This window comes from Sulfitobacter sp. 1A10359, assembly GCF_043558145.1.
Classification (GTDB): Bacteria; Pseudomonadota; Alphaproteobacteria; order Rhodobacterales; family Rhodobacteraceae; genus Sulfitobacter; species Sulfitobacter faviae.
The window spans coordinates 15,415-34,154 of sequence record NZ_JBIFGB010000012.1; the positions used below are offsets into that span (position 1 = coordinate 15,415).

Consider the following 18,740-nt stretch of genomic DNA (forward strand, 5'->3'; position numbering starts at 1 on the left):
GACCCTATCTTGCCTGTCATGACGAAGGCAACCATGAGCACCGCGATGACAGGTCACACCCCTACGACCCCGACCGAACATGAAGATCGCTCCGGCTGGCTGGCCACCGGCGCCGGTGTGTTCGGAGCATTGGCCATGACATCTTGCTGCATTCTGCCGTTGGTATTGGTCAGCTTTGGCGTCACCGGGGTCTTCATCGGTCAACTTACCGCGCTCTATGCCTACAAATGGGTGACCTTCAGCCTCGCAACGCTCGCGCTCGCCTATGGGTTTTGGAAAGCCTATCGTCCGGTGCCGAAGGATGCTTGCACAGACGGCACCTGCGCGCGTCCGGTCGACCGCGGGCTGATGCGTGGCGTGCTCTGGGGCGCTTTGATTATCGCGCTTCTTGCGCTTGTCTTTCCAATATTCTCGCCCTTCCTTTTGACATTCTGACCATGAGGTCTCCTATGAAGCTGCTCATCTCTACCGCTGCGCTTATCCTCTCTGCCAGCGCAACATTGGCCGCAGAAGCGACTACGCGCATTGCTGTTGAGGGGCTCACTTGCCCCTCTTGCAGCTATATCGTCGCCACTGCCATGAAGCGCTTGGACAGCGTCGAAGTGCATGAGTTTATCGCAGGCGAGGCAGAAAATGGCCTCTATGTTCTACGCTACGATGATGCGCTGACAGACCCGCAGGCCATTGTCGCCGCTGTGACGGCCGTCGGCTATCGCGCTGCCTTGGATGCAGAGAGCGGATCGTGAGCGGCGTGGAGGGTTCCGACACCCAGAGTGGCCTGCTCAAGTTTGGGCTCATTGGCACGGTCATCGTCGCCCTTTGCTGTTTCACGCCCGTGCTGGTGATCCTGTTCGGCGCTGTTGGGCTGTCGGCTCTGCTGGGCTGGCTTGATTACGTGCTGTTGCCGGCGCTCGCCATCTTCATCGGCATCACAATTTACGCGCTTTGGAAGCGCCGCGATTCAGAGAGATCATCATGAAAGACACTAAATCCCCCCAGAGGAAATCTTATGACCTTGCCGTGATCGGCGCCGGTTCCGCAGGCTTTTCTGCCGCCATCACTGCGGCTGAAACCGGCGCGCGGGTGGCGCTCATCGGCGCGGGCACCATTGGTGGCACCTGTGTCAACGTGGGCTGCGTGCCGTCCAAGGCGTTGATCCGCGCGGTTGAGAGCCTGCATCATGCGGGTGCTGCGGCTCGGTTTGATGGGATAGAGGCTGAAGCCCACATGACCGACTGGGCGGCGACTGTCGCGCAAAAACAGGCGTTGGTCGAAGAATTGCGTGCGGCGAAATATGCAGATGTTCTGCCCCGGCATGAGAATGTCGCCTACGTCGAAGGCCGCGCGACATTCAATGATGATGGCAAGTTGACGGTTGATGGCAGTCTCTTCCCGGCAGCAAAGGTCATCATTGCCACGGGCTCTCGCCCCCATGTGCCTGCAATCCCGGGGATCGAGGACGTCGACACCCTCGACAGCACAACAGCACTGGAACTGAGCGCTCTTCCGGCCTCCATGATCGTCCTTGGAGCAGGCTACATCGGCGTGGAACTGGCGCAGCTTTTTGCGCGAGCCGGTGTTGCCGTGACGCTGGTCAGCCGCCGAGGTGTCTTGCCCGAGGCAGAACCGGAAGTGTCAGAGGCGCTGGCAGGTTACTTGGGCGATGAGGGCATCCGTGTGGTGCGCGCTAATGGCTATGATCGCATTTCGAACGGTGACAACCAAATCACGCTGCATCTCTCGGATGGCCAAGCACTGACATCGGAACGGCTCGTGCGCGCAACCGGCCGTGTGCCAAACACAGACGGGCTGAACCTCGCGGCTGCTGGAGTTGCAGTGGATGCGCGGGGCGGCATTCAGACCGATCCTCAAATGCGCACCGGCAATCAAAATATCTGGGCGGCGGGCGATGTCACGGGCCGTGACCAGTTTGTCTATATGGCCGCCTATGGCGCCAAGATCGCGGCGCGCAATGCGGTGGCGGGTGAGACCCGCAGCTATGACAATGCCACCATGCCTTGGGTCGTGTTTTCCGATCCGCAGGTGGCAGGCGTCGGTCTCAGCGAAGCGCAGGCCCGCGCTGCTGGCCATGAAGTGCTGACCTCCGTTCTGCCGCTGGATGCCGTGCCACGGGCCTTAGCGGCCCGCGACACACGCGGGTTGATCAAGCTGGTGGCCGAAGCGGGAAGCAAACGGCTGCTCGGCGCACAGATCCTCGCACCGGAGGGTGCCGACAGCATCCAGACCGCAGCGATGGCACTGAAGGCAGGACTGACCTACGAAGAGCTTGGCGACACGATCATGCCCTATCTGACCACCGTCGAGGGTTTGAAGCTGGCGGCACAGACTTTCGAGAAGGACGTGGCCGCCCTGTCTTGTTGCGCGGGGTAAAGGCATGGCAGATCCCTCCACCCATGATTGGCTGAGCACCCGGCGTGGCAGCCTGCTCGCGTGGGGCCTTCCCATAGCCGCGATGCTTCTGGCGATCCCACTTGCCGATGGCCCCAAAACAGCAATCTGGGTCGTCGCACTTGCTTGGATGGGCGTCGCCTGCCTGCGCAATGCCCGGCGCTGTGGCCGGGTGCATTGCCGCTACACCGGGCCGTTCCTACTGGTGATGGCGCTGCCGGTGTTGGCCTACGGCGTCGGCGTGCTGCCACTGGGCAGCGACGGTTGGCGTTGGCTTGGGCTCACGATCGGCGTCGGCGCGACCGGGATTTGGTGGCTCAGTGAACGGATACTTGGCCGATATCGTTGAACTTGAAACACACGCCTTCCAGCCTCTCGACTACAAGGACACTTCATGACCAAATCACTTGATCTGATCGTCATCGGCGCCGGCATGGCCGGGATCAACGCCGCGAAAAAAGCAGCCGGGGCTGGATGGTCCGCCGCCATTGTGGACGAACTGCCCTACGGTGGCACCTGTGCGCTGCGGGGCTGCGACCCGAAGAAAATGCTGAGGGCCGGGGCTGAGGCGATCGACGCAGCTCGTTTGCTCAAGGGCAAGGGCGTTGCAGGTGACCCGCGGATCGACTGGCCAGCGCTCATGAAACACAAAGAAAGCTTCACCGATCCGGTGCCGGAGAACATGGAAGACGGGTTGAAGAAAGCTGGCGTGAAAACGCTGCATGGGTCGGCGCGCTTTACCGCAGAGGATCGGATTGAGATCGAAGGCCATGGTGCGTTTACCTTCAAGCATGCATTGATCGCAACAGGCGCCAAACCGCGACCTCTGGACTTTCCCGGCGCCGAACGGCTCATCGACAGCACCGAGTTTTTGAACCTGCCGAACCTGCCCGAACGCATCGTATTCGTGGGCGGTGGATACATCTCTTTCGAGTTTGCCCACATTGCTGCCCGAGCAGGTGCCAAGGTCACCATTCTTGATCATGGCAAGCAGCAGCTGAAGATGTTCGACCCCGCTCTTGTCGGTATGCTGCTGGAGCGGAGCCGTGCTGTCGGGATTGAGATCATCGCCAATGCAGCGCCCGACCGAATTGACTCTGCGGGTGACGTAGAGCGCGTCACCTATAGCGTCGATGGCAAATCATATGTCAAAGAGGCGGACCTTGTGGTCCATGCCGCGGGGCGCGTGCCTGCCGTCGATTGCTTAGATCTAAGCGCTGCGGGCATTGAGACTGAGCAAGGCGGCGTCAAAGTCGAAGCATGGCTCCAGTCCACATTTAACCCACGCGTATATGCCGCTGGTGATGCCGCGGCCTCCCCGGGGAAACCATTGACCCCGGTGGCTGTTTTCGAAGGCAAGATTGCCGTGTCAAACATGCTGAAGAACAAACAAACCGCACCTGACTATACCGGCGTCCCCAGCGTGGCGTTCACCATTCCGGAACTCGCCCGAGTTGGTATGTTGGAGGAAGAAGCACGTGAGACTGGTGATGTGGAGGTATCATTCACAGATACATCCGACTGGTTCTCTCAGAAACGATTGGGAGAGACCCATGCAGGTGCCAAGATCATCTCTGACAAGAATGGTAAAATCTTGGGCGCGCATATGTTTGGTCCGGACTACGCGGAACTCATCAATATCTTTTCTCTGGCGATTAAGTTGGGGCTTACGGTTGACCAGGTAAAGACGATGCCGGCCGCCTATCCCACGGGGGCATCGGATATCGGTTCCATGTTTTAGGAACGCAAGGGTTCAGAGAATTGCCAAACTGTGCGTATTTGAGCGCGCAGGGCTAACTTCCGGTCAGCAAACGGAGGCCATGATCGGAGAACTCAAATGCGTCTGGCGAGCGTCTGCTATTGGTGCCGCCGTCGGCTGTCTTGCAACCGCAGCGAAGGTCTGGTTTTCGGCGCTTTCTCCAAGAGGTCTTCTCAACTGAAACGGAAACTGTGCGTCCGCAGCGAACGGCAGCAAAGTCCCGCTCTGCCGACCTCGGTGCTCGCTGCAGCTAACGTCCTCTTCGAGCCCAACTTTACCGATTTCTTGCTGCGCGGCGAAGGTCGGCTTTTGCAGAATGGGATGTTCCTAAACCGCTTGACCGCGGAAAGTTTTCAGATTAGCCAGCATGCAGGCTGTAGACGCCTGCCTCCCGCTGACATTTGTCTTGGTTAAGTTCTGCGACGTAATTCTCTATCTACTTCTTTCCGTATATCGCGCGGATGGTAATGCGGGTCCCATCTCAAACTTCGCGATCAGGCAAGAGAGATATGGGATATGAATGATACCCCCACCAATACATTCACCGATGGGCCGCTTGGCACCATCTACCTTAAGACCGCGCTGCCGATCATTTTCGTGATGGGGATGAACGGGCTGCTGTCCCTTGCAGATGCGTTGTTTTTGGGCATTTACGTCGGGCCTGATGCGCTGGCGGCGGTTACGTTGATGTTCCCGATTTACATGATGATTGTGGCGCTCTCCACGCTTGTTGCCAACGGCATGTCGAGCCTTCTGGCTCGGTCCCTTGGCGCGGGCGACATAGACGGTGCGCGTGCGACGTTTGCAGGCGCACATGGGCTGGCCGTGGGATTGGGCGCGGTCCTGATCGTGTTATTCCTCCTATTGGGCCAGCCCGTTGCATTGCTCGCCGCTGGCGGGTCAGAGAGTTTAGCGCAGATGGGGTTGGTCTACCTTCGGATCACGGTGTTATTCTCCCCACTGATGTTCGTGTTGTCGGTCAATTCTGACGCACTGCGCAATGAAGGGCGCGTGGGCTTTATGGCCGCGATGAGCCTGCTGGTGTCGCTTGCAAACATAGGGTTCAATTATGTGCTGATCGCCATTCTGGACATGGGCGTTGCTGGGTCAGCCTATGGGACAGCGACGGCACAAGCGCTCGCGTTTGCGGTCATTCTTGCGTTCCGTTTGTTTGGCGAAACGTCGCTGCGTCCTGCGAACCTGCTGTCCCATTCCATGTGCGGAAAATGGGGGCGAATCCTCGCCCTGGGCGCACCGCAAAGCCTGAATTTCATCGGGCTTGCGCTTGGGTCGGCGGCGATTATCACCGCGCTGCAATGGGTCGGCCGACCGGGCTATGCCGACACGATCACGGCATATGGCATTATCACGCGGGTCATTACATTCACCTTCCTGCCACTCTTGGGGCTGTCCTTCGCGATGCAAACCGTCACGGGCAACAACTATGGCGCCGCCCTTTGGCACAGGTCGGATGCGAGCCTGCGCATGGCCCTTTGGGTCGCGTTTATCTATTGCGCAGTAGTGCAGATTGTCGTGATGAGCATGCCGAGGCGGATCGCCAGCGCATTCGTGGAAGATGTCGCAGTCATTGACGAGGTGTCACGTATCCTCCCCGTCATGGCCAGCGTCTTCCTTCTGGTGGGGCCGTTGATGATGATCGCGACCTATTTCCAAGCGATTGGCTCCGCGAGCAAGGCCGCTCTGCTGGGGCTCACAAAAACCTATGCATTTGCGATCCCATTGACGTTCTTGTTGCCCGTCTGGTTCGGTGAAATAGGGATCTGGATTGCGGGCCCGTTGGCCGAAGTCATGCTATTGGGTTTGACGGCTGTAGTGCTCAGGCTCGCCGCACAGGACCAAAGCTTGAAATGGGGTATTTTCCATACCAAAGAAGGAGAAGCTCTATGAACCCGCAACTTCCATCCGCTGCGAAAGCCAAGAATAAAGCAAAGCGTTTGCGGGCAAAAATGGCCGAGGACGGGACATCAATTGGCCATGCCAAATCCCTCGAATTGGTCGCCGACCAGCACGGCTTCAGCGATTGGAACACGATGGTTGCCGCCATCGGCAACGCGCCCCTCAAGGGCTGGGCCATCGGTGACAAAGTCAGCGGAACGTATCTGTCGCAACCGTTCACGGGGCATGTGGTCTCTATTTCGACCCTGAAACCAGAGTGGTTCCGGTTGGAGCTGCACTTGGATGAAGCCGTAGACGTTGTCACATTCGATGGCTTCTCAAATTTCCGCTCGCGCATTCGTGGTGTCATTGGCCCCAAAGGGCATTCGATCGAACGGACAAGCGACGGGCAGGCGCATCTTCAGATTGATCTATGGTGAAAGTGAATTCCAGTTCTTAAACCCGTAAGCGGCCGATGGCGCGATTGAAGCCAACGGCAGCTCTGTCCGCCAGGTAGACCTCAGCTGACGCCCCTTGAACCGGCCATTGGAACTTGTCGCAGCAAGACCAGTGCTCATCTTCCAGGGCTACTGACAATCGAAAAGCTATATAGCAGCCCTACAAACGCGCCTTGTTCACGCAAGAGTTTGTTTGGTATCCGTTTTTCCAACATCACGCAGGGAATCGACGACGGACATTCCTTAAGCTTGCATATTTGGGCTGAGCTCCCGCTAAATCGTGCTACAAGAAGGACGCCATAATGGAAGAAGTGAGCCGTATCGATCTGGGGGTTTTTTTTGATGCGGCAGCGTCGGCACAGATGGTGTTTACGCCAGACCTCCGGATTGTCGCGGCGAACCAACGTTATTGCGCCATGCTGGGCCGCCAGCCAGAAGATCTGGTCGGGAACCGGGTTTTCGAAGCCTTCCCAGCCAATCCAGACGACCCGAACTCGGACGCCGAGGCGGAATTGCAGGCCTCGACAGACGCAGTTGTCGCGACAGGCAAGGCACAGGAAATGCCATTGCGACAGCACGATGTCCAAGAAGCCGACGGCCGCTACGGCACAAGATACTGGCGCATCCTGAACTCACCCGTCTTCGCCGATACATCCGAGCCCGAACGCGTCACCCATGTGATCCATACAGCCGAAGACGTTACGCGGAGCGTTCTGGGGGAGCGCGCTGACGCTGCGAAGCGAAGGGCTGCAATGCGCGGCGCGGAACTCAGCTATTTCGAGCTCGACCCGGCCTCCGGGAGGCTGACCCGCTCGCCGCAATTGGATGCGCTGTTCGGCTTTGAAGCAGGAGAGACTGTCACAGCGGCAAAAGCGTTTTTCGACCGCATCCATCCCGATGACCTTGAGACGACTTTAGCCGAGATCGGGCGGGCCAGCCGAACCATAGGGTCCGACCTGAAACTTGATTACCGGATCGTGCGCCCCGATGGGGCCGTGCGATGGGCGATTGGCCATGGCGAGTCTGTCCGAAATCCGGACACGCATGAGGTCAGGATCGTCGGCATCGTCCTTGACGTGACATCGATCCGCGAACGCGAAGAGAGCCTGCGCGAGGCGGTCCAAGCGCGTGACGTGCTGATCGCAGAGGTTAACCACAGGGTGAAGAACTCTCTCCAGATGGTTGCGAGCATTCTTAGCCTGGAGGCATCTGCGACCACGGACGCGGCCGCGCGCGCATCGCTCAAGGCCGCTACGGCGCGCGTGAACGCCGTCGCGGCGATCCATGCCTCGCTCTACGAGGACGAAGACGTGCGTTCGGTCCAGATCGACAGATACCTGGAACGGTTGAAAGAGCACCTTCACGCTTCGCTTTCAGGTGAAGGCGGGGGTGTCCGGATCACACTCGACGTGGACCCAATCCGGCTTCCAACCGACAAGGCCGTCACGCTGTCTCTGGCGGTGAACGAGCTGGTCACCAACTCGTTCAAGCACGCCTTTGAACCAGATGAAGAAGGCACCGTGACCATCAGTCTGCGGCGTAACGGCGACGACTCAATCACTCTCGAGGTTGCAGACGACGGAACAAACCGGGCTACCGATCGTTCGGACATTAGGGCACCATCGTCAGGTCTCGGTCAGCGTTTGATTGAGGGAATGGCATCGCAACTGGGTGGAACAATCGAGATAGAGAGTAAGAATGGCTGGCGGACAAAAATCCTTTTTCCCGAATGAGGGAGCCGCCACTCTGAAAGTTCTCGTGGTTGAAGACAACATCTTCATCGCGCTTGATTTGGAAGGGCAGCTTGGTGAACTGGGACATGACGTCGTCGGCATCGCCGCGACTGCGTCAAAGGCGATCCAGATGGCCCGAGATTCCGTTCCTGATCTTGCAATCGTCGATCTTCAGCTTGCCGATGGGAGCCGCGGGCAGGATGTAGCGTTGGTGCTTCGTCGTGAGATGGATATTCCGTCCATCATCGTGAGCGGGAGCCTGCACCAAGTTACCGACGAAGAGAAAGCAGCGATTCGTCCGGACGCAATGCTTTCGAAGCCGCTGCTTTCGGGTGAACTTGGTCGCGCAATCGGAACCGCGAATATCTCAGGTAGCCCCAAGGACGAATGACGGCTATCGCAAACCGCATAAAGCGGACCTTAACAGCCAAAACTCGAACGGCAGCAAAGTCCCGCATTACGGTCATGGAACCTCGTAAATACTGCACATCTTCGGCAATGTCCGCTTTGGGGAAGCTGCACTGCGGCGTGACGTCCAGTCGTCAATGTCTGGTAAGGTGAAGGTTTTCTGATGCGGGTCGCGGCGTGAGGTTCGCGTCTTGGCGGGCGGACGACCCGCGTTGGAAAACCTCCCAAGGTCGAAGCCGCGAGGGTCTTGGTGATGCTATGGGTAAAGTTCGCTGACGATCGAGACGACGGCTGTTTCAGCGGGCCGTTTGGCCTTTTGCACGAGGCTGCAGATGCGGGCTTCCCAGCCCAGTCGCCAAGCGCTGCCCGCCGGGCTGGGTGAATTTGTGGTTTGGGAACCTGCTGATACCTGATCGGCGCAGGTGGCTTGGTCCGGTTCTGCACGGACCAGCCAGCGTGGGTTGATGATCTGTGACAGGCGGTCGGTCATGCGGCCTGCTCCCGTGGTGGCGCGCGTGACATCGGTTTCTGCCCGCGACGAAAGATCTCGATGATGCGCATGGGTCCCCCGCAGCATGGGCATGGTTCACGCAGCGTGAGCGGGGTGACGTCTGGCTCAGCGTCTTGGACATCTGCCTGATCTGGTGGTTGGACGCAGAGCAGTTTGCGGATTTTTGTGAGATTAGCTTTGCGAGCGCTGCTGGCCAGCAGGCCGTAGTGGCGGATCCGGTGGAACCCGTCAGGAAGGACGTGGATCAAAAAGCGTCGGATGAACTCAGGCGTGGCTAAGCGCATGATCTTCTGGCGGTCCCCATTTTTGACGCGGTAGTCTTTCCAACGGAAGACGACGGTGTCGGCATCAGCGCTGACCAAGCGGTGGTTTGAGATGGCGACGCGGTGAGTATAGCGGCTCAGGTAGGCAAGCACGGCCTCTGGGCCGCCAAAGGGCGGCTTGGAATAGACCACCCATTCGGATTTGCGGAAAGGGGTGAGCCAGGTGGTGAAGGCGTCCGTCTGCGCCAGTCGCTCCAAGTCCCCATAGAAAGCCAGGTCTCCGGCTTGGTGCAGCGCCACGAGCCCGTCCAGAAAGAGGCGGCGGAACAGGCGCGACAGCACGCGCACATGCAAGAAGAACCCAGGCTTGCTGGCGACCCATTTGGTGCCGTCCGGCGACAGGCCGCCGCCGGGGACGATCATATGGATATGCGGATGATGGGTCAGTGCCGATCCCCATGTGTGCAGCACGCTGGTCATGCCCACTCGCACGCCCATGCGCTTGCGGTCGGCCGCGATGTTCATGATGGTCTTGGCCGACGCCTTGAACAGCAAGCCATAGATCGCCTTCTTGTTCCAATAGGCGATCTGCGCGATCTCAGCTGGCAGGGTGAAGACGACGTGGAAATATTCCACGGGCAGCAGATCTTTGGCCCGTGCCTCCATCCAGTCGCGCGCGGCCGGTCCCTGGCACTTCGGGCAGTGCCGGTTCTTGCAGGAGTTATAAGCGATGTGATGGTGGCCGCATGTGGCACAGCCAGCCACATGCCCGCCAAGAGCCTCAGTCCGGCAGGCCTCGATCGACGACATCACCTTCAACTGGGAGAGGCTGACATGCCCCGCATTGGCCAGCCGCCACGCAGGCCCATGGGTGCGGAAGATATCAGCAATCTCCAGTTCGGTCCGGGGCACCCCGGCGCCCGGTCACTCCAGACTTCGCTTCACCGTCTGATCCTGCAATTTGGCCAGCATCTCGTAGGGGCTGACAGTGTCGCGGATCGTCTTGGTGGCCACATGAGTGTATCGCGCAGTGGTCGTCAGCTTGGCGTGGCCGAGCAGCACCTGAATAACCCGCACGTCGGTGTTTGCCTCCAAAAGGTGGGTGGCAAAACTGTGTCGCAACGTGTGCAATGTCGCCGGCTTCTTGACCCCTGCCATATGCTTGGCTGAGGTGAAAGCGCGGCTTAACTGACGCGGCGAAATCGGGTTGATCTTCGGCTTGCCGGGAAACAGCCAGCCTTCGGGACGTGCCTCGCGCCACCAGGCCCTTAGCAACTCCAGCAAGCCGGGTGACAGCATCACCTTACGGTCCTTCTGACCCTTGCCCAACTCGACATGGATCAGCATCCGGTCGCTGTCGATATCGCTGATCTTGAGATTGCAGACCTCGGACGCCCGAAGTCCTGCGCCGTAAGAGATGCTGAGCGCGGCCCGATACTTCAGCCCCGGTCCGGGTGCTGCCATCAGGATGTCGGACACCTCCTCGACGCTGAAAACCACGGGCAGCTTGCGCGGTTCGGTGCGGAATTGCATGTAGCGCTTCATCTCCTCCCGCCCGCAGGTCATGCTGAAGAAGAACCGCAGCGCCACGATCCGCACGTTGAACGTCGACGAGGTCACCCCGCTGTCTGTCATGTGCAGCTGATACGCGCGCAGATCTTCCGGTGTCGCCGTGTCGGGGGGCCGCCCAAGAAAGGCCGCGAAGTCCTTGATCGCCCGGATGTGGGACTTCTGCGCCTTCTCGCCCATCCCACGGATGCGCATGTCATCGATCATCCGCTGGCGCAGCGGGGTTACTCTCTCCTCTGGCATGGGAACCTCCTGTCGGTTGATTGAGAAGGCCCCAATCGTCAGACAAGTCAGTCAGATCGCAAAATGCGCGCTGTTACGGAGGGCTCAATCCATCAGCCGCAAGCGCCATTGCCGCGGAGCGGCTTAGTCCATGGGCCGTTCATGTCAAACAGAAACAGAGGGCGGGTAGCAGATATTTAATGCAAGCACGAGATCAGCGTGCAACCCTTGCAAAGCGAGTTTGCGGAAATGGTTGTCCGACTGCACCAAACGCGACGGTCGGATACTGCCAGACCACTAACCCGGTCATTCCGCTCTCAGAGCCCGTTTTACTTACTAAGCTCCACAGTCGTTCATAGTTGACCATAGAACGCGCTTCTCTTGCCTGTCTCCGATAACGATCTGCCAGTTCCTAAACTCTGCTTGAAAAGCACCTGCCGACACAAGGCCGTCATGCAGCGTGACAAGAGTGGAGCGGCCGAATGATCTCTCGTTCCGCGCCGCGACAACGAGCCTCGTCTCTATTCTAATCACAGAAATGGGAGGCGTGTCAGTGCGGGTCGCGTCCACTGAGCTCGTCTCATCAACCTCTATTCGTACATCCGGGATAATTATACCACCCCAGCTTTCGTTTCCTTTGCTTTCAAAGTAGTGTGATCTAAACTGCCCCGAAAGAAATACAGCCGTAGGTTCGTTATCTATTCGCCCAACAATAATTGTCTCTTCGTACTTGTTAGTTGGAATTATGAGGCTTAAAGGCTTAACAGTTCCTGCTTTTCCAACTGTAAACTCACTGGGTGACAGCAATTTCAATTCTCCGGATTAAACATAATGGCTAATGCGCGACAGCACAATTCACGCAAAAGATAGAAAGCTTGGCTTGATCTGAAACGTCTTCAATCCCACCCTCGGCGAATGTCAGTGCGCTGGCACTGGGGACAATGAACTGCATTTGTCGGTCGGTTTTCTCGACGGGCGTCGAGGCGCTCGTTTTCATCGAGCACCTCGATTTCGAAACGGTGCCCGCAGTTTTTGCACCGAAAACGGACGCGCTCAGTCATAACTGATGCCCGCGTTTCCAATGAACTCATTCCAGAGCATTTCCGCAGCCTGCTCTGGCGCCAGCTTTTCATCAGCGTTGCCGAAAATAGTCATTGTTCTCACCAGGAACAACTCGTAGTCATCCGCTGAGAGGTTAAAGCCACCATTTGCGGTATTTTCACCACCATTCTCGTCAAACGAATAGTAGATATCACCCAAAGCTATGCGCGCATTGCGGCAATGCACAGTAATGTGGGCCGCCCCATCGCGTTGTCCGCCGTTCACAACCGTTGCAGCAAAGGAGGTTGTGCCCCTATCCGTAAAGCGACCACGCAATCCGTCTATTGAATCAATCTCCCCGGTCGCGCGCCGAAAGTAGTCTTTGATTGTGTCAAATGCCGCCTCACGGAAGTCGCTTCTATCGATCTCGTCAAAGTCTTTTCTTGCACGATAACGCGCCGTTGCGGGAGGGACGGCTTCGGGCTCTGGTGCGACCTTCGCCACAGAGGCTGGGGCGCGCTCGATTTCGATGATCCGACGCAATTCTTGGACCACGTTCAGGTAGGCTGTATTTGGGTTGGCCCATTCACTGATAGCTTTGCCGTCTGTCGGCACGGCCTTAAGTTGCCGCAAATCACCCATCGCCTTCCAGTCGCATTCTTCCACGATGATTGGTACTACGCGAGCATTCCCGGCTGCATGACGTTCAAGTGCTCGCTTCATTTCCCGCTCAACGCAGTAGTCAGACGCGATGAAGTCTGGGCTAACTATAAGCAGAAAGAGGTCGGCTGCTTCTAATTCTCGTTCGATCTCGGCATCCAGTCCACTGCCTGCCAGAATATCGCGGTCATACCACGTCTCAATATGCCCATCACGGATCAGATTTTTTAGGTGGACGTGGAGCCGTTCAAGCGCACCCTTGTCTCGGTGGGAATAGGAAATAAATGCCCGCATTTTCTCTACTTTGTATGTTCAAATTTTGCTCTCATAGTACACATGTCCGTTTGATCCGCAACAACCACAAGTAATTCTTCGAGGTGACATAGCGTCGTGTAGATTGCAAATCCTGGTATGAAAGCAAATGGCTGCTTTGAAGCAGAGGCGTCGCACGGATGTCCGGTCGGTCAACGGCAGGGCAGGTTTGGGCCGTTCGCGCTCCTCGGCAAGAAGGGCGGATTGCCGACCTCCGCCGCACAGTGCACGAATGTCCGGATTAAGAAGGTTGCACTTTTTAGTTTTATACTGCGACGTTCTCCTTCCAAGTCGGACATGTCATACTATCGGAACCTCTTGAGTAGTAGTGGCACTTCCCTCGATTGCGGCATCCATTCTTCCAGTCCTTTAGGAATTTGGGGTTGGCGATCAGGTCGCGACATACGCCCAAATCAACATTCTCCGGAAGATCACCCGAAAATTCTGAAATTTTCCCAGAAACGATAAACCTCTGTTCAGGAAAAGCCCGCGCAATCTGCATACTATCCGCGTGCCTCTGTGAAATATAAACGCCCGTCGAAGGATATATTAGCCTCTTATCAATATTGTAGTAGCCTGAGGACAAATCCACGAAACCAAAATGAAGTGAAGCAATATCTGCGGAGCTTTCTAAAACCCCCCTCCGATCAAGCTCAGGGTTTCCAGTTCGCATCGACCAGCGAACCGATGTTTCGATGTTTTGGGCATGCAAAGATTCTGCCAATTTAGCCATTCTCTCTTGAGCATAGCCAGAAAGCGAATTGAGATTGCGGTCAAGAAGCAGGTTTGGTAGATACCCGTGCGCTGCATGTATTTGAATGTGTCCGTATCCGTGGTCGACTGCCATTTGAGCAGCGAGCTCGAATTTACTTAGAATATCAGTGATGTTTCCTCGCGTCATGCTCGCAATAAGCTTGCGCGCAGCTTTGATCGTCTGGTTTGGCTCACTGGATACAAATCCCCGTTGACCGAAGTATTTGGGCCAAGTCGTGGCAAGTTGAATTCCAGGGACGGAGCCTGCGCGTGCAATTGCATCTGCGACCCACGTCCATCGAAGACTCTCTGACAATTCAGGTGTTTGCGCATTGGTGCCAAACCCACCGGGCACCACAACATTTCCAATAATTGCGCAGTGTAAATCTGGCGAACTTCGGCTTTTGTAGAACTCCAAAAAGTGGTCGTCTGGAACGCCGTCGTAGATGAATCCAGTGTTGACCCCAAGAAAGAAAGTCCGTCTATTTTTCAAGGTGGCGGTAACGTTCATCATTTTTCGATATTTTTTTGAGGAGTTCACTTTCGATATCGCCACCCAATGCGCTCGCAAGTCTTATAATATAGATCATGGCGTCAGCGAGTTCCTCTCGAAGCTCCGCAGATGCGGCATCGATAGACACACCATCATATCCTTCAATTCGTGACGTTAAATCAGCCTTCTTTAGAAGGTTAGCGAACTCACCAACCTCCCCAGCAAGCCCCACTGTGTCTCGCATGAGCTGTTCTATGCGTTCCGCATCGGTCCTCAACTCTTTCGAGAAACCCCGTCTAACATCCGCTTCAATCTGAATCTGGGCAATTTTCGATAGATCCATCATTTCGTCCTTCTAAAGAAGGCAACACCGAAGGCCAAAACGGCAATAATTCCTGATGCTACCAGACTTCCCATTACACCATATAGGTGATCGAGGAATTCACTCTCGGTTTCAACAAGATAAAGAGTAAGTCCGTTGAGGCCTATCGCAAGCATAAGAACTGCAAACAGCCAAAGCACCCTGGTCTCGAGCCGGCGAATTATCACTCGAGTAGCTTCTGGCAATAAGGCCAGCGCTTCTTTTTGCTCTGAGAAGACTCGCTTATCGTGCGATACTTCTTTGTGGGATTTTTGCATATGTGTTTTTATCGGCCAAATCTCTGCCTGAAAGCCATGTTGACCTTTGTATAGCTTTGTCGATGGCTGACTGAGTTTGGTGAAGTCTGCTTTCGCTATGGGTTCACCCTGCGACAATTCTATATAATGATTGCTGAAGTTTTGCGTTACGATGCCCAGCCTTCCTGAAAATCCTGGATCCGCGTAAGTTGCAACGGGACTTAGTCCCACGCTGAATAAAGATCCCTTGCTCACAACTCGAGATACCATGTCAGGGGGGACATCAAATTCTTCTTGGGTAATCAAAACCACGCGATGGCCTGGCTTTATGAGAACTTTCTGGCCTGCTGCAAGCTCAAACCGTTTTCCGTTTTCGGAAAGGTCATAATAGACGTCGCCCAATCGAAGCTGGTAGCTGGAGCCCTCAACCATTTTTTCGTCGATACCAGTCAGCAGCCTGCCCGACTTCATTTCACCTTCAAGATCCACGTTGCTCAGGGTCGTCATCGCGTTGTAACCTAATATTTCGTTTAATATTCTCGTAAAAAAGCTTACTTATCACTAACATGTCCAAAAGTCCGAGCAAGGCCCTACTTCCTTCCAGGGCCAAGTGTGACTAAACTACCGGATGGAGGTTCTTGCCGCATCCAGAGATCGAACGCACTAATAATTTAGAGCCTGCATCTCTACCCGTGGCGACACATATCGCAGCGGCTGGGCTGGGTCGGTCACTCGCGGAGCAGCGCCGCAACGTCAGGTCAGGGCCGTTCTTCGTGGCAGCCTACACAAAGGGCGGAAAGCAGACTTTTTCTGAGATCGCGAAGCTCTCGGAGCCAAGGCTAAGAGCGGACCTTTGATTGCGGATGGCCCAAGGCGTGAACGTCGCATAAAAAGGCCTGCACCCACGAAAACCAGATGCAAAAGAAACACAGGCACCAACATGAACGATGGGACAGGAGGGAAAAATTATCCTTTGCTCAGGGCATTCGAAGAAATAGAGAAGCTGACGGTCAGTGAAGATGAACTTGCGGCGTTTACCAATGAAGATGACTTCATCGGACTGGGAGTGTCGTTGCTAATTGAAGCGGGTTCTTATGTTTGCATCGCAGCAAACACGCTCGGAGAACACGAAAAATGGGATCGAGACACCGCAGCCATAGGTGGAAATTTGGTCCGCCTTTACAAGATGATCTCTGCCTTCCTCGATCAAACGGTTCAGAGACGGCGCGAGACCAGTTTCATCTTCGCTCGATTAGTATTCGAGACGGTCGTCACGATACGCTATCTCATTAAATACTTCAGCCAAGAGCTCGTCGCATCCTACGTAAAGAACTCGTTCAAACACGAGATCAAACTTAGAACAAAGATTGATCAAAACATTGCGACACGCGGCGGGTTGATTTTGCCTATCGAGGACCGAATGATGAAGTCGATCGATCGGGCTTTTTCAAGTGCGGGTCTTAGCCCGGAAGACTTTGCCGGACCCACGGAACGAAACTGGGGTGGTAAAAATCTGTATGAAAAGGCAAGTGACTTGGGGATGGAGGACGCTTATCTTGCCGCCTTCTCCGGTCCGTCTCAGAGTATCCACGGCGCTTGGGGCGATATCTACTCACACTGTCTTCAAACTGAAGGTGATGGACTATTTTCACCTAAAATTGAGTGGGGGTATCCACGACCTCAATTGATTTCGGCGTTGGCAACATTGAGCATCTTTGCAATAGACGACTATTTTGGTTTTGTTGGCAGTCCGGAGTTGCAAGAAGCCGTGCAGGAGCACCTGAACGATTTGGCGGTCCGGTTACGTGCTCTTGATCAGGCGCATGAGAACTACCTTGCGCCAAAAGAATGGCCGAATGTGTGAGTTCACTTGAACAAAGACTATGCGATCTCAGCGAACGACCGGTTTGACGGCTGCACCGCAGAAAACTCACTCGTCAACCAGCGTCAGCGATGGGAGGTCCGCACAAAATGCTCAGGCCTTTCGATACCAGCGTAGATTTTCTCCGTCTCTTCCTTCGTCTGCAACACCGGGAAACGCATGCAGGTTGGCGCGAAAGTCTTTGCCAAGCTGCCTGGCTGCACCTTGTCCGTCGGGCCATTCGTCTCCCAGCAAGTCCCGAAGATTGAACTGCCTTCCAGCTTCCAGCTCAGCTATCCGTTGTGCGATGGTTTCTCTGAGTGCTTCAAACAAGACCATTTCTTTCCAATAGGGAAGTCCACGCTTACCGCGTGTCAGGTATATTGTCCAATGGTTGCATTGACGGGCTGCGCCGCAGCATGCACGTTGCAGGGTCAATGTCCGCAACGGGCCGAATTAAAGATTGCTGCTTCATAGAGTAGCGACGACATCCTGCTTTACCCCGCGATGGCTTCACCTTACTGCGGGATAAATCGGTTCCTGGTGCAAACCTCTGTGGATCGCTTGCATTCCACAAAGCGCCTGAGCCAGCAAGGGTCGACAATCTTGGGGATTCCACAATGGCTAAGCGCCGCGTCGATAATCATCTGAAGGAAGACGCCTCCGAAGTTCTGGTCTCCGCACTGCTTCCCGAAGAATGGGTCATCCGCAAGCTGCATCCGGACTACGGCGTTGATGTGACCATTGAAGTCTTTGAGCGGGAAGGACAGCAGATCCCGACGATGGGAGAGTTCCTATTCGTGCAACTCAAATCAACGACTTCTCTGAAGCGCGGAACCGAACCGATTAGGCCACGGGGAAATGTCGAAAAGGGTTCTGATTTGCAAGACCGAGAGGCCGAGCATGAACTCGATGTAATACGCTATGTTGTCGACAGTGATACGATCGACCACGCTCGTCTTATGGGGCCCTCGACCCCTCTCATGCTTTTCGTCTGCGATCTCATAGAGGACGAAGTTTATTACGTTTGCCTGACTGACTACTATGATAAGATTATCGAACCACGCGGAATCGATCTCAGCAAACAGGCCACCATTACCGTGCTGATTCCCGCTGGGAACAAGCTTACCGAGCCGAGGGCGCTGCAAGTAATGCGTTTCTACGCCACCCCTGCGAAACTCTACGGCATGTTTAACCTCGCTCAGTTTCAGTATCGCGAAGCTCGGTGGATACTTCAGGAGCTGGCGAACCACGAACACGTGGAGAAGTTACCCGACAACTTCGCAATGATCGATAGGTTTGCACGCCGTCTGCGAGCGATGCCGGTCTGGGAGAGAGATATTCCGTGGCAGCTAATGCGGGATTACAAAGTTAGGCTGGACCTTATAATTAAGAACATTGACACTGACACGCTTGGTCTCATTTCGCGCGGGATTGACGCCTTCCTCAAAGGCGACGACGAAGCCCTCACACCGCTGATGCAATTCCATCATCTTTGCTCAATGTCATGGGAGCAGTTTTCCGCCATTGGACAGACTTTCGAAGATATCGTGCGCGAGTGGTTTCTGCCCACATATATGGGGCAACTTGGGAGCGGTGAAGAGCCTCATTTCCGCGAGATTAAGACTTGAGCGTCGTGCTGTGAATCTTAATCAATTATGCTTTTTTACGGAAGCAATCACCGAAATTGCTAACGTTGTTGATTGTCACTGAGAACTGACCCGGTATTTTCACCGAGATTTGACCCACCCTCAGTTATGCGTCGTGGTTTATG

General features: G+C 55.7%; 20 protein-coding genes. 12 read left to right on the forward strand and 8 right to left on the reverse strand.

Annotated features, from left to right (window positions below; genetic code table 11):
- Positions 1 to 33 precede the first annotated feature (33 nt).
- From ACGYK2_RS16795 to ACGYK2_RS16840, 10 genes are all read left to right on the forward strand, one after another.
- The gene (locus tag ACGYK2_RS16795; RefSeq protein WP_394374408.1) at positions 34 to 435 is read left to right on the forward strand and encodes a mercuric transporter MerT family protein; all 402 of its coding nucleotides are present in this window, start codon (positions 34 to 36) and stop codon (positions 433 to 435) included.
- A gap of 14 nt (positions 436 to 449) precedes the next feature.
- The gene (locus ACGYK2_RS16800; protein ID WP_209219484.1) at positions 450 to 746 is read left to right on the forward strand and encodes a heavy-metal-associated domain-containing protein; all 297 of its coding nucleotides are present in this window, start codon (positions 450 to 452) and stop codon (positions 744 to 746) included.
- On the forward strand, positions 743 to 979 hold the full coding sequence (gene merF / locus ACGYK2_RS16805) for a mercury resistance system transport protein MerF (RefSeq protein ID WP_242406962.1): 237 nt from the start codon (positions 743 to 745) through the stop codon (positions 977 to 979). Before ACGYK2_RS16800 ends, merF begins: the two co-directional genes overlap by 4 nt.
- Complete coding sequence (gene merA / locus ACGYK2_RS16810; RefSeq protein WP_209219485.1) at positions 976 to 2,391, forward strand: mercury(II) reductase; 1,416 nt, start codon at positions 976 to 978, stop codon at positions 2,389 to 2,391. Before merF ends, merA begins: the two co-directional genes overlap by 4 nt.
- 4 nt (positions 2,392 to 2,395) lie before the next feature.
- Entirely contained in the window at positions 2,396 to 2,758 is a 363-nt protein-coding gene (locus ACGYK2_RS16815) for a hypothetical protein (protein WP_209219486.1), read from the forward strand.
- A 45-nt stretch (positions 2,759 to 2,803) separates the two neighbouring features.
- On the forward strand, positions 2,804 to 4,150 hold the full coding sequence (locus tag ACGYK2_RS16820) for a dihydrolipoyl dehydrogenase family protein (RefSeq protein WP_394374394.1): 1,347 nt from the start codon (positions 2,804 to 2,806) through the stop codon (positions 4,148 to 4,150).
- A gap of 534 nt (positions 4,151 to 4,684) precedes the next feature.
- On the forward strand, positions 4,685 to 6,076 hold the full coding sequence (locus tag ACGYK2_RS16825) for an MATE family efflux transporter (protein WP_394374395.1): 1,392 nt from the start codon (positions 4,685 to 4,687) through the stop codon (positions 6,074 to 6,076).
- Complete coding sequence (locus ACGYK2_RS16830; RefSeq protein ID WP_394374396.1) at positions 6,073 to 6,504, forward strand: glyoxalase superfamily protein; 432 nt, start codon at positions 6,073 to 6,075, stop codon at positions 6,502 to 6,504. The genes ACGYK2_RS16825 and ACGYK2_RS16830 overlap by 4 nt, the downstream gene beginning before the upstream one ends.
- 320 nt (positions 6,505 to 6,824) lie before the next feature.
- On the forward strand, positions 6,825 to 8,255 hold the full coding sequence (locus ACGYK2_RS16835; protein ID WP_394374397.1) for a sensor histidine kinase: 1,431 nt from the start codon (positions 6,825 to 6,827) through the stop codon (positions 8,253 to 8,255).
- Positions 8,221 to 8,646 (forward strand): response regulator, encoded by a 426-nt coding sequence (locus ACGYK2_RS16840; RefSeq protein WP_276155437.1) that lies wholly within the window; start codon positions 8,221 to 8,223, stop codon positions 8,644 to 8,646. Before ACGYK2_RS16835 ends, ACGYK2_RS16840 begins: the two co-directional genes overlap by 35 nt.
- Positions 8,647 to 8,919: 273 nt before the next feature.
- Here the strand turns inward: ACGYK2_RS16840 and ACGYK2_RS16845 are convergent, their stop codons facing one another.
- The 7 genes from ACGYK2_RS16845 to ACGYK2_RS16875 all read right to left on the reverse strand — a co-directional run bounded on the left by ACGYK2_RS16845 (position 8,920) and on the right by ACGYK2_RS16875 (position 15,612).
- Entirely contained in the window at positions 8,920 to 9,153 is a 234-nt protein-coding gene (locus ACGYK2_RS16845) for a hypothetical protein (protein WP_394374398.1), read from the reverse strand.
- Positions 9,150 to 10,349 carry an IS91 family transposase gene (locus ACGYK2_RS16850; protein ID WP_394374399.1) on the reverse strand — a complete coding sequence of 400 codons (1,200 nt, stop codon included), beginning with the start codon at positions 10,347 to 10,349 and terminating at the stop codon, positions 9,150 to 9,152. The genes ACGYK2_RS16845 and ACGYK2_RS16850 overlap by 4 nt, the downstream gene beginning before the upstream one ends.
- Before the next feature lie 12 nt (positions 10,350 to 10,361).
- Entirely contained in the window at positions 10,362 to 11,249 is an 888-nt protein-coding gene (locus ACGYK2_RS16855; protein ID WP_394374400.1) for a tyrosine-type recombinase/integrase, read from the reverse strand.
- Between the two features lie 1,032 nt (positions 11,250 to 12,281).
- On the reverse strand, positions 12,282 to 13,223 hold the full coding sequence (locus ACGYK2_RS16860; protein ID WP_394374401.1) for a toll/interleukin-1 receptor domain-containing protein: 942 nt from the start codon (positions 13,221 to 13,223) through the stop codon (positions 12,282 to 12,284).
- A 283-nt stretch (positions 13,224 to 13,506) separates the two neighbouring features.
- Positions 13,507 to 14,508: a hypothetical protein gene (locus ACGYK2_RS16865; RefSeq protein WP_394374402.1), complete on the reverse strand. Its 1,002-nt coding sequence runs from the start codon at positions 14,506 to 14,508 to the stop codon at positions 13,507 to 13,509.
- The gene (locus ACGYK2_RS16870; protein WP_394374403.1) at positions 14,477 to 14,830 is read right to left on the reverse strand and encodes a MazG-like family protein; all 354 of its coding nucleotides are present in this window, start codon (positions 14,828 to 14,830) and stop codon (positions 14,477 to 14,479) included. Before ACGYK2_RS16870 ends, ACGYK2_RS16865 begins: the two co-directional genes overlap by 32 nt.
- Positions 14,830 to 15,612 (reverse strand): dCTP deaminase domain-containing protein, encoded by a 783-nt coding sequence (locus ACGYK2_RS16875; RefSeq protein WP_394374404.1) that lies wholly within the window; start codon positions 15,610 to 15,612, stop codon positions 14,830 to 14,832. The genes ACGYK2_RS16870 and ACGYK2_RS16875 overlap by 1 nt, the downstream gene beginning before the upstream one ends.
- Before the next feature lie 433 nt (positions 15,613 to 16,045).
- On the opposite strand from ACGYK2_RS16875, the gene ACGYK2_RS16880 reads away from it, so the two are divergent.
- Positions 16,046 to 16,969: a DUF5677 domain-containing protein gene (locus tag ACGYK2_RS16880; protein ID WP_394374405.1), complete on the forward strand. Its 924-nt coding sequence runs from the start codon at positions 16,046 to 16,048 to the stop codon at positions 16,967 to 16,969.
- Between the two features lie 111 nt (positions 16,970 to 17,080).
- Here the strand turns inward: ACGYK2_RS16880 and ACGYK2_RS16885 are convergent, their stop codons facing one another.
- A complete protein-coding gene (locus tag ACGYK2_RS16885; RefSeq protein ID WP_394374406.1) occupies positions 17,081 to 17,299 on the reverse strand; it encodes a DUF1413 domain-containing protein in 219 nt (72 codons plus the stop codon).
- 287 nt (positions 17,300 to 17,586) lie between these two features.
- On the opposite strand from ACGYK2_RS16885, the gene ACGYK2_RS16890 reads away from it, so the two are divergent.
- Positions 17,587 to 18,597: a DUF4365 domain-containing protein gene (locus ACGYK2_RS16890; protein WP_394374407.1), complete on the forward strand. Its 1,011-nt coding sequence runs from the start codon at positions 17,587 to 17,589 to the stop codon at positions 18,595 to 18,597.
- Positions 18,598 to 18,740 lie beyond the last annotated feature (143 nt).